The organism is Variovorax sp. YR752 (assembly GCF_943372545.1).
Genome location: NZ_CALRZC010000289.1, coordinates 1 through 9,066, shown reverse-complemented (window position 1 = coordinate 9,066; position 9,066 = coordinate 1). Strand labels below are relative to the sequence as shown.

Sequence of the window (9,066 nt, the reverse complement as noted above, 5' to 3'; positions counted from 1 at the left end):
GCTGGCACACGAACTGACGCCGGCGCGCGGCCAGCAGGCCGCACTCGACCGCCTGGCCGACGCCTTGCCCGCACGCATCGAGGCCATGGCCTCCGAGACCGAGGCACGCCGCCTCGCACAAGACGTGGCGCTTGCCGTGCAGGCCGCCTTGCTGGTGCAGACCGCACCCGCTGCCGTGGCCGACGCCTTCTGCGCCTCGCGCCTGGGCGGCGACTGGGGCCAGGCCTTCGGCACGCTGGGCGCGGGCACCGATTTCGATTCGATCATCCAGCGCGCGCAGCCGCGCTGACCACCCACAAGAACACCTCCACGAAAGACGCCATGGCCGACCTCATCCTGCACCACTACACCACCTCGCCGTTCTCGGAAAAGGTGCGCCTGATCCTCGGCGCCAAGAAGCTGCCGTGGAAGTCGGTCTTCATTCCGCCGATCATGCCCAAGCCCGACGTCGAGGCGCTCACGGGCGGCTACCGCAAGACGCCGTTCCTGCAGATCGGCGCCGACATGTACTGCGACAGCGCGCTCATCGCCGACGTGCTGGAGCACCTGCAGCCCGAGCCCACGCTGTACCCGGAGCCGGAAAAAGGCATGTCGCGCATCCTCGCGCAGTGGGCCGACACCTCGCTGTTCTGGGCCGCGATGGCCTGGAACCTGCAGCCCAAGGGCGCCGCCGAAGTGTTCGCCAAGGCACCGCCCGAAGCCATCAAGGCCTTCGGCGAAGACCGCGGCAAGATGAGCGCCGGCAACATGACGCGCCTGCGCCCAGCCGACGCCACCAGCGCCTACAAGTCGTACCTGCGCCGCCTGTCGGACATGCTCGACGACAAGCCCTTCCTGCTCGGCGAGATGCCCAGCATTGCCGACTTCTCGGCCTACCACCCGCTCTGGTACACGCGCCGCATCGAGGCGGTGAAGGGCATCCTGGAGCTCACGCCCGCGGTGCTCGACTGGATGGACCGCATGGCGGCCATCGGCCACGGCACGTCGTCGAAGTTCTCGAGCGACGAGGCCATCGCCGTCGCCAAGGCGGCCACGCCGCACACGCTGCTGACCGACAGCACCTTCCAGGACGACCACGGCATTCCGCTGGGCAGCGCCGTCACCTTGCGCGCCGAGAGCTTCGGCCTCGAAGAGACGCCGGGCCTCCTGGTGGCCGCCACGCGCACGCACTACACGCTGGAGCGCAACAGCGAGCCCACCGGCAGGGTGCATGTGCATTTTCCGCGCATCGGGTATGTGCTGAAAAAAGCAGAAGCCTGATGACCGAAAGATCCGCGCGCGACGGGCACCTTCGTGACTGCGCGCGCGGCGGTTCCGTATTTCAATAGCGGCTTCCGTTTCAACGTCAGACACATTCAGCAAGAAGGACACCGGCAAATGATCCAGGACTTCAAGGGCAAGACCGCCGTACTCACCGGCGCAGGCTCGGGCTTCGGCCTCGAATGCGCGCGCATCGGCGCCGCCCGCGGCATGAACCTCGTGCTGGTCGATGTGCAGCAGGACGCACTCGACAAGGCCAAGGCCGAGATGGAGGCCCTGGGCGTCCAGGTGCTGGCGCGCAAGGTCGACGTGTCCGACGCGGCCCAGATGGAAGCGCTGGCCGCGGCCGTCAAGGAGCGCTTCGGCGCGCCGCACTTCGTGTTCAACAACGCCGGCGTGGGCGCCGGCGGCCTCGTGTGGGAAAACACCGTGGCCGACTGGGAATGGGTGCTGGGCGTCGACCTGTGGGGCGTGATCCACGGCGTGCGCCTGTTCACGCCGATGATGCTCGAGGCCGCCGCCAAGGACCCGAGCTACCGCGGCCACATCACCAACACCGCCAGCATGGCGGGCCTGCTCACGCCGCCCAACATGGGCATCTACAACGCGGCCAAGGCGGCCGTCGTGAGCCTGACCGAAACCCTGTACCAGGACCTGAACCTGGTGACCGACCAGATCGGTGCCAGCCTGCTGTGTCCGTACTTCGTGCCCACCGGCATCACGAGCAGCGAGCGCAACCGCCCGAACGCGCCGAAGGACACCGAGCTCACCAAGAGCCAGCTCATCGGCCAGGCCATGAGCAACAAGGCGGTGAGCAGCGGCAAGATCACGGCGGCCGAAGTCGCGGCGAAGGTGTTCGACGCCATCAGCGACAACCAGTTCTACGTGTTCAGCCACCCCAAGGCGCTGGGCAACGTGAAGAGCCGCATGGAGAATATCGTGTCGATCACCAACCCGGCCGACCCGTTCCTGGAGCGTCCCGAGATCGGCCAGAAGCTGCGTGAGCAGCTTCGTTCGAACTGATCTTTTCCTGAAGAAGCGGCCCATCGCGGGCCGCCTTCAGCCGGCCTGCACCTTCGTCTGCAGGTCGCGCACCAGTTGCTCGATGCCCGACAGCGCCTCGGCCATCGAACGGTCCAGCAGATCGCCGCGGTCTTCCGCATGCTCGACAGCAATGTCGTGCACCTCGCGCAGCCCGACCAGGCCCAGTGCGGCCTTCACGCCCGGCACCAGAAAATTCAGATGCGCCTGCATGCCGCCGGGCCCGAAGCCGCTGCTGCCGTGCGCGGTGAGCAGCACGGTGCGGCGCGGGCGCTCGGCCAGCAGCGGCACATAGGGGTCGTCCAGGCCCGGGTCCATGTCGAAGGTTTCGCCGACACGCACGATGTTGTCGATCCACGCCTTCACGGTGGCCGGCGCGCTGAAGTTGTACATGGGCGTGCCCATGACGATGACGTCGGCGCGGCGCAGCTCGGCAATGAAGGCGTCGCTCTCGGCCAGCACCTCGTGCATCCAGGCTTCGCGCGCTTCGGCGGGCGTGTAGGCGCTGTGGATCCAGTCGCCGGTGACCGCCTGCGGCGGCGTGGTGCCGAAGTCGCGGTAGATCACCTCGTCGTGCGGGCGGGCCGCCTGCCAGGTGCTGACGAAGTGGTGGCTCAGGCGGCGCGAATGCGAGCCGTGGACGACCGCGCCCGAACGGCCGGAACGGGGGCTGGCATCGATGTGGAGCAGGGTGGTGGTGGTCATGGCGTGGTCCTCGGTTGGATGAAGGGAATTCAGCTGTCTGCTTGACACGGTTCTCAATTTATCGAAGCATCCATCGTCGGACAAACGACGAATTTTTCTCTCTGCAGAAAATTCAATTCATCTATTCGCCACTCCGAACACCATGGCCCTCCTGCAATCCCTGCCTCCGCTGGCCTCGCTGCGCGCCTTCGAGGCCGCCGCGCGCCATTGCAGCGCCAAGCTCGCGGCGAACGAGCTGTCGGTCACGCCCACGGCCATCAGCCACCAGGTGCGACAGCTCGAAGAATCGCTGGGCGTGGCGCTGTTCATCCGGCAGCCACGGCAACTGGTGCTGACACCGCAGGGGCGCGAGCTGCAGGCGGTGCTCAGCGATTCGTTCAGCGCCATGGCACAGGCCGTCGCGCGCCTGCGGGCACCACCCGAGCGCAGCGCGATCACGCTGTCGACCACGCCCGCCGTGGCCGCGCGCTGGCTGCTGCCGCGCGTGGGGGCGCTGCGCGCGGCGCACCCCCGGCTCGACCTGCGCATCCACGCCTCGCACGACGCGGTGCCGCTGGACGGCCTCACGGCCGACGTCGCCATCCGCTACGGCAAGGGCCAATGGCCGGGCCTCGTGGCCGAGAAGCTGTTCGACACCGTCTTCGCGCCGGCCTGCAGCCCCGCGCTCAAGCTGCGCCGTCCGGCCGACCTCGTGAAACACACGCTGCTGCACTTCGCGGTGCCGAACAGCAAGACCCAGCCGGGCACCTGGGCCGCGTGGCAGCAGGTGGCGCAGGTGCCAGGCCTCGACGTGACGGCCGGCCCCGTGTTCTCCGACGAAACCCACACCGTCTCGGCCGCGCTGCAGGGACAGGGCGTGGCGCTGATGGGCCTGGCACTCATCGCCGACGAACTGCGCGCCGGCAACCTGGTGCAGCCCTTCGGGCCGGTGCTGCAGGGCTCGCCGTTCTACCTCGTATGCCCGCAGGCGCGGCGCGACGATCCGAACGTGGCGGCGGTGTTCGAGTGGGTGAAGGGGCTGTCGCCGCTGGACGTCGCCGCGCGTTGACGCAACGCACGACAGGGCGGCGACACAATGGCGTCTGGCGACTTTTCGACGATCCCTTTCGCATGAAACCTTCCCCGACTTCTCCCATCCTCCAGGTACAGAACCTGCACTTCGCCTACCCCGACCAGCCCGCGTTGGCGAACGGCTGGTCCGCTACCGTGGGCGAAGGTGTCACGCTGCTGTACGGCGACACCGGCAGCGGCAAGTCGACCTTGCTGCGCGTGCTGGCGGGCCAGCAGCCTGCGTCGGCCGGGCAGCTGCGCGTGGCCGGCGTGGCGCTCGACGCCGAACCCGAGGCCTACCGGCGCCAGGTCTTCTTCTGCGAGCCGGCGGCTGAAGCCTTCGATCCGCTCAGCGTGCAGGCCTGCACGGCCTTGCTGGGCGAGGGCGACGGGGGTTTCGACAAGGCCGAGTGGCAGCACCTGGTCGAGGCCTTCTCGCTCACGCCGCATCTGGAGAAGCAGATGTTCATGCTGTCGACCGGCTCCCGCCGCAAGGTCGGGCTCGCCGCCGCGCTGGCGTCGGGTCGGCCCGTGGTGCTGCTGGACGATCCGGTGGGTGCGCTCGACGCGCGTTCGATCCACGGCCTGTGGCAGGCGATCGAGCGGCGCATGGCGCAGCCGGGGCGGGCGGTGGTGGTGGCGAGCAGCGAACGCATCACGGAGGTGCCGCTGGCGGCGTGCATCGAGCTGCCGCTGGGCTGATCAGCGGCCCGGCGTGGCCATCACGTGGTTGTCGTGTCGTTCGTCGCCGAGCACGAACTGCGTCAGCCCCGTCACGGTCAGCCCGTGCTTTTCGTAGAACGCGCAGGCGCGCAGGTTCTTCACGTTCACTGTGAGCCACAGGCTGTCGCTGCCTGTGCGTGCGTGGGCGGCGCTTCGGGCTTCGCGCAGCAGCATCGACCCGACGCCGCTGCGTGCGAACGGTGACTGCACATAGAGCGTGCGCAGTTCGGTGGCGCAACCCGGTGCCAGCGGCTGCGCAGCGCCGAACTGCAGCAGCGCATAGCCCACGAGATGGTCGTCGACCTGCGCCACGCGCAGCGCGGCATCGGGCGATTCCGACCACGCAGCGAACGCAGCCGGCGTGAAGGTCGAGAGCACGTAGCGCCCGAGCAGGTCGTTCACACCGTCGGTGGCGTAGGTGTCGAGCCATACCTGGATCGCCAGCGCGGCGAGCGTGTGCGCGTCGGCTGCGGTGGCGGGACGAATGGTGACAAGCGGACGGGTCATGGTGCGGCGCATTCTGCGGCAACCGAATCACGCCGTCTGCAAGGCCGACCGGAAGCGGCTCGGCGGCGCGCCGGCCGACTTGCGCATCAACCGCCGCAACGCCGTGGCGTCTTCGTAGCCGACCTGCGTCGCGACCTGGTCGATGGTCATGCGGCTGCTCTCGATGAGCATGCGGGCGCGGTTGAGCCGCACGCTCTGCACCAACGCCAGCGCGCCCAGCCCGGTGGCGGCGCGCACGCGCCGGGCCAGCGTGCGCTGCGACATCGCGAACTCGTCGGCCAGCGCGGCCACGCTGGGCGGCGTGGGCAGCGCGGCTTCGATGCGCTGCGTGAGGCGCGAAATCAGCTCGTTGCCGTTGGACAGCATCGACGGCACGACGAACGGAGCCTGCGCCTGGCGGCCGTCGATCAGCAGCACCTTGCTCACGGCCTCGGCCAGCGCGGGGCCGAAGCGCGTGCGCAGCAGATGGAGCATGAGGTCCGACTGCGCGAAGGCCGCGCCCGCGGTGCTCACCGGCCCGTCGGCGCACACCATGCGGTCGGCATCGACATGGCAATCGGGCTCCAGACGGCGCAGCTCGGGCGCCAGCCACCACGAGGTCGTGACGCGGCGGGCGTGCAGCAGGCCGGCCGCCTGCAAAAGGAACACGGCCGAGCATGAAGCGGCCACCGCGCCGCCGCGCGCGGCATGGCGTCGCACCGCGTCGATGGCGGCACGGGCGTTGTCGTCGGTGAGGCGCAATGCAAGGTCGGCGGGCTTGTCGACCCCGAGGCCGGGCACGATCCACGTCGAGCCATCGGTGCGCGCGCGGCGGGGCATGGCGAGGGTGTCGATCTGCAGCGCGTTGCTCAGCGGCACCATGCCGCCATCGGGCGACACCACCCGCCAGGTGGGGCGGGGCATCTTGTGGCGCGGTGCGAGCGTGGCGGCTGCGGCGAGCACGTCGAGCGTGACGGCGGTGCTGGTGCCGAAGCTGCCCGGAAGGACGAGAACGGTGAAATCGTGCATGGCTGAAAACGCTTGATAGGCGTCTGAATGGACACTGGCAGTCTAGCGCCGCACCGGGTGCAATGGCAGCCACCTCAACCTTCTGGATTTCGACCATGACGCAGCCCATGGACAGGACCGATCCGCTCGACGACTTCACGCGCCGCGAGATCACGCTCGACGGCGCCACCAAGGCGGTCTACGTGGCTGGCACCGGCCCGGCGGTGATCGTGATGACCGAGATGCCCGGCATCAGCCCGCACGTGGCGCGTTTCGCCCGCTGGGTGCGCGACGCCGGTTTCACGGTCTACATGCCGTCGATGTTCGGTCGCGACGGCGCCGTGCCGGACGCGGAGGAGGGCAAGGCCGTGTTCCAGCGCGCCTGCGTGAGCGCCGAGTTCCGCGCCTTCGCGGGCAACGCCTCGAGCCCGGTGACGCAGTGGCTGCGCGCGCTGGCGCGGCTGGCGCATGCGGAATGCGGCGGGCCGGGCGTGGGTGCGATCGGCATGTGCTTCACGGGCAACTTCGCGCTCACGATGATGCTGGAGCCCGCGGTGCTGGCGCCCGTGCTGTCGCAGCCGTCGCTGCCGCTGGACAACCCCGGCGGCATCGAGATTTCTCAGGAAGAGATCGCCCAGGTGCGCCAACGCCTGGAGCGCGAAGACCTGACCGTGATGGCCTACCGCTTCGAGGGCGACCGCTTCGTGGCCCGCGTGCTGCCCGACAGCGCGGCCAACACACGCGACCTGCCGTCGTTCTTCTCGCAGGTGGTGGCAAGCCCGCACAGCGTGGTGACGGCGCACCTGATCGACGAGGCCGGCCAGCCGACGATCGCGGCGCGCGACGAGATCCTTTCGTTCTTCGCGCGCCGGTTGTCGGGTGTATCGGATCAGGCCCGTGCGGAGGCGCCGTCGGCCGGCAGCTGACCGTTCTTCTGCGCACGACGGTCGAGCGAACGGCTCCAGAGTGCAATCGCCAGGCCCACGAGCGTGAGCAGCGCGGCCACCCAGCCCAGCGCGTGCAGCCCCGGGCCGTGATCGATCGTCACGCCGCCGACCCAGGCGCCGAGTGCGTTGCCGAGATTGAAGGCCGCGATGTTGAGGCTCGACGCGAGGTTCTGGCCCGCACCCGAAGCCTTCTCCAACACGCGCAGCTGCATCGGCGCCACGGTGGCGAACGAGGCCACGCCGAGCAGGCCGACGAAGACCACGGCGGTGAACGGCGTGCCGATGGTGAACTGCATTGCGCCGAGCACCACGGCCAGCGCCACCAGCGTGCCGAGCACGGCGGCCATCGGGGCGCGGTCGGCCAGCTTGCCGCCGAGGATGTTGCCGACGGCGAGGCCGCCGCCGAACACCAGCAGGATCGGCGACACGGCCGATTCCGACAGGCCGGTGAGCTGCGTGAGCAGCGGCTGGATGTAGGTGAACACCACGAACACGCCGGCAAAACCGAGCACCGTCATCGCCAGGCCGAGCAGCACCTGCGGGCGCGCCAGCACGGCGAGCTCTTCACGCAGCGGCGCGGGCTTGGCCTCGCCCTTCACGCGGGGCACGAACACGGCGAGCACCACGAGCGCGAGCACGCCGATCACCGTCACGGCCCAGAAGGCCGAGCGCCAGCCGAACTGCAGGCCGAGCCACGCACCGGCGGGCACGCCGAGCAGCGTGGCGGCGGTGAGGCCGGTGAACATGATCGCGATGGCCGAGGCGCGGCGCTCGGGCGCCACGAGGCCGGTGGCGACCACCGAGCCGACGCCGAAGAAGGTGCCGTGCGCCAGCGAGGTGATGACGCGTGCGGCCATGAGCATTTCGTAGTTGAGCGCGAGCGCACAGGCGAGGTTGCCGAGCGTGAAGATCGCCATCAGCGCGAGCAGCACGGTCTTGCGCGGCAGCTTGCGGGTGGCGATGGTGAGCACGGGCGCACCGACCGCGACCCCAAGCGCGTAGCCCGAGATCAGCAGACCGGCGGCCGTGATGGAAACCTGAAGATCCGTCGACACCTGCATGAGCAGGCCCATGATGACGAATTCGGTGGTGCCTATTCCGAAGGCACCGGCGGTGAGGGCAAGAAGAGCGATGGGCATGATGCCTGTACTGTGCGGACAATCGGCTTCGATGACTAGAATGCCGCGAGTACATGCACTTGTGAATTCAAGTCACAATCGAAGGAACACCATGCCGCGCATCGACGTCAACCGCTCCGGCGAAATGGAAGCCTTCGTGCAGGTGGTGGAGGCGGGCGGGTTCTCGGCGGCGGCGCGGCTGCTGGACATGACGCCGTCAGCCGTCAGCAAGCTGGTGGCGCGGCTCGAGCTGCGCCTGGGCATCCAGCTCGTGCACCGTTCCACGCGCAAGCTGCAGCTCACGCCCGAGGGGCTGCATTTCTACGAGCGCAGCACGCGCGTGCTGGCCGACATGGACGAGGCGGAGCGTTGCGCCGCGGCTGGCGCGGCGCCGCGCGGGCGCGTGAGCATCAATGCCAGCGTGTCGTTCGGGCATCACAAGCTGGTGCCGCTGGTGCCGCGCCTGCTCGAGATGCATCCGCAGATCACGCTCGACATTGCGCTGACGGACCGCATCGTCGATCTGATGGACGAGCGCGCCGACATCGCGATCCGCTGGGGCCAGTTGCCGTCGTCCGACCTGGTGGCGCGGCGCCTCGGCGAAACCAGTCAATCGATCGTGGCCGCGCCGGACTACCTGGCGAAGTACGGCACGCCGCGCACGCCGCAGGAGCTGGAGGCGCACAACCGGCTGGGCTGGAGCTACCGGCGCAACACGCCCGACTGGC

The 9,066-nt window shown here is 69.2% G+C and carries 10 protein-coding genes and 1 pseudogene; 7 read left to right on the top strand and 4 right to left on the bottom strand.

The genetic code is table 11. The features are described from left to right. From AAG801_RS37430 to AAG801_RS37420, 3 genes and pseudogenes are all read left to right on the top strand, one after another. Nucleotides 1-289 (top strand): annotated as a pseudogene (locus AAG801_RS37430) (DNA alkylation response protein); the annotation flags it as partial. 32 nt (nucleotides 290-321) lie between these two features. Continuing rightward, a complete protein-coding gene (locus AAG801_RS37425) occupies nucleotides 322-1,260 on the top strand; it encodes a glutathione S-transferase family protein (RefSeq protein WP_341892976.1) in 939 nt (312 codons plus the stop codon). Between the two features lie 117 nt (nucleotides 1,261-1,377). Then, nucleotides 1,378-2,283, top strand: coding sequence for an SDR family oxidoreductase (locus tag AAG801_RS37420; protein ID WP_341892975.1), 906 nt, complete (start codon nucleotides 1,378-1,380; stop codon nucleotides 2,281-2,283). Nucleotides 2,284-2,319: 36 nt separating this feature from the next. Here the strand turns inward: AAG801_RS37420 and AAG801_RS37415 are convergent, their stop codons facing one another. Further along, the gene (locus AAG801_RS37415) at nucleotides 2,320-3,006 is read right to left on the bottom strand and encodes an NAD(P)H-dependent oxidoreductase (RefSeq protein WP_341892974.1); all 687 of its coding nucleotides are present in this window, start codon (nucleotides 3,004-3,006) and stop codon (nucleotides 2,320-2,322) included. A 142-nt stretch (nucleotides 3,007-3,148) separates the two neighbouring features. Here AAG801_RS37415 and gcvA point away from each other — a divergent pair, with 142 nt between their 5' ends. After that, a complete protein-coding gene (gene gcvA, locus AAG801_RS37410; RefSeq protein ID WP_341892973.1) occupies nucleotides 3,149-4,054 on the top strand; it encodes a transcriptional regulator GcvA in 906 nt (301 codons plus the stop codon). A 62-nt stretch (nucleotides 4,055-4,116) separates the two neighbouring features. Then, on the top strand, nucleotides 4,117-4,758 hold the full coding sequence (locus AAG801_RS37405) for an ATP-binding cassette domain-containing protein (RefSeq protein WP_341892972.1): 642 nt from the start codon (nucleotides 4,117-4,119) through the stop codon (nucleotides 4,756-4,758). On the opposite strand, the gene AAG801_RS37400 is transcribed toward AAG801_RS37405, so the two are convergent. Both AAG801_RS37400 and AAG801_RS37395 read right to left on the bottom strand, forming a co-directional pair. Next, the gene (locus AAG801_RS37400) at nucleotides 4,759-5,286 is read right to left on the bottom strand and encodes a GNAT family N-acetyltransferase (RefSeq protein WP_341892971.1); all 528 of its coding nucleotides are present in this window, start codon (nucleotides 5,284-5,286) and stop codon (nucleotides 4,759-4,761) included. Nucleotides 5,287-5,313: 27 nt separating this feature from the next. Then, nucleotides 5,314-6,294, bottom strand: coding sequence for a helix-turn-helix domain-containing protein (locus tag AAG801_RS37395; protein WP_341892970.1), 981 nt, complete (start codon nucleotides 6,292-6,294; stop codon nucleotides 5,314-5,316). Nucleotides 6,295-6,389: 95 nt separating this feature from the next. Here AAG801_RS37395 and AAG801_RS37390 point away from each other — a divergent pair, with 95 nt between their 5' ends. Next, nucleotides 6,390-7,199 carry a dienelactone hydrolase family protein gene (locus tag AAG801_RS37390; RefSeq protein ID WP_341892969.1) on the top strand — a complete coding sequence of 270 codons (810 nt, stop codon included), beginning with the start codon at nucleotides 6,390-6,392 and terminating at the stop codon, nucleotides 7,197-7,199. Here the strand turns inward: AAG801_RS37390 and AAG801_RS37385 are convergent. Continuing rightward, nucleotides 7,163-8,359 carry an MFS transporter gene (locus AAG801_RS37385; RefSeq protein ID WP_341892968.1) on the bottom strand — a complete coding sequence of 399 codons (1,197 nt, stop codon included), beginning with the start codon at nucleotides 8,357-8,359 and terminating at the stop codon, nucleotides 7,163-7,165. The genes AAG801_RS37390 and AAG801_RS37385 overlap by 37 nt on opposite strands. A 91-nt stretch (nucleotides 8,360-8,450) precedes the next feature. Here AAG801_RS37385 and AAG801_RS37380 point away from each other — a divergent pair. Beyond that, on the top strand, nucleotides 8,451-9,066 hold a 616-nt coding region (locus AAG801_RS37380), incomplete at its 3' end, for a LysR family transcriptional regulator (RefSeq protein ID WP_341892967.1).

Coding starts and splice junctions, on each gene's coding strand:
- AAG801_RS37425 (WP_341892976.1), top strand. CDS start 322: ATGGCCGACCTCATCCTGCACCACTACACCACCTCGCCGTTCTCGGAA.
- AAG801_RS37420 (WP_341892975.1), top strand. CDS start 1,378: ATGATCCAGGACTTCAAGGGCAAGACCGCCGTACTCACCGGCGCAGGC.
- AAG801_RS37415 (WP_341892974.1), bottom strand. CDS start 3,006: ATGACCACCACCACCCTGCTCCACATCGATGCCAGCCCCCGTTCCGGC.
- gcvA (WP_341892973.1), top strand. CDS start 3,149: ATGGCCCTCCTGCAATCCCTGCCTCCGCTGGCCTCGCTGCGCGCCTTC.
- AAG801_RS37405 (WP_341892972.1), top strand. CDS start 4,117: ATGAAACCTTCCCCGACTTCTCCCATCCTCCAGGTACAGAACCTGCAC.
- AAG801_RS37400 (WP_341892971.1), bottom strand. CDS start 5,286: ATGACCCGTCCGCTTGTCACCATTCGTCCCGCCACCGCAGCCGACGCG.
- AAG801_RS37395 (WP_341892970.1), bottom strand. CDS start 6,294: ATGCACGATTTCACCGTTCTCGTCCTTCCGGGCAGCTTCGGCACCAGC.
- AAG801_RS37390 (WP_341892969.1), top strand. CDS start 6,390: ATGACGCAGCCCATGGACAGGACCGATCCGCTCGACGACTTCACGCGC.
- AAG801_RS37385 (WP_341892968.1), bottom strand. CDS start 8,359: ATGCCCATCGCTCTTCTTGCCCTCACCGCCGGTGCCTTCGGAATAGGC.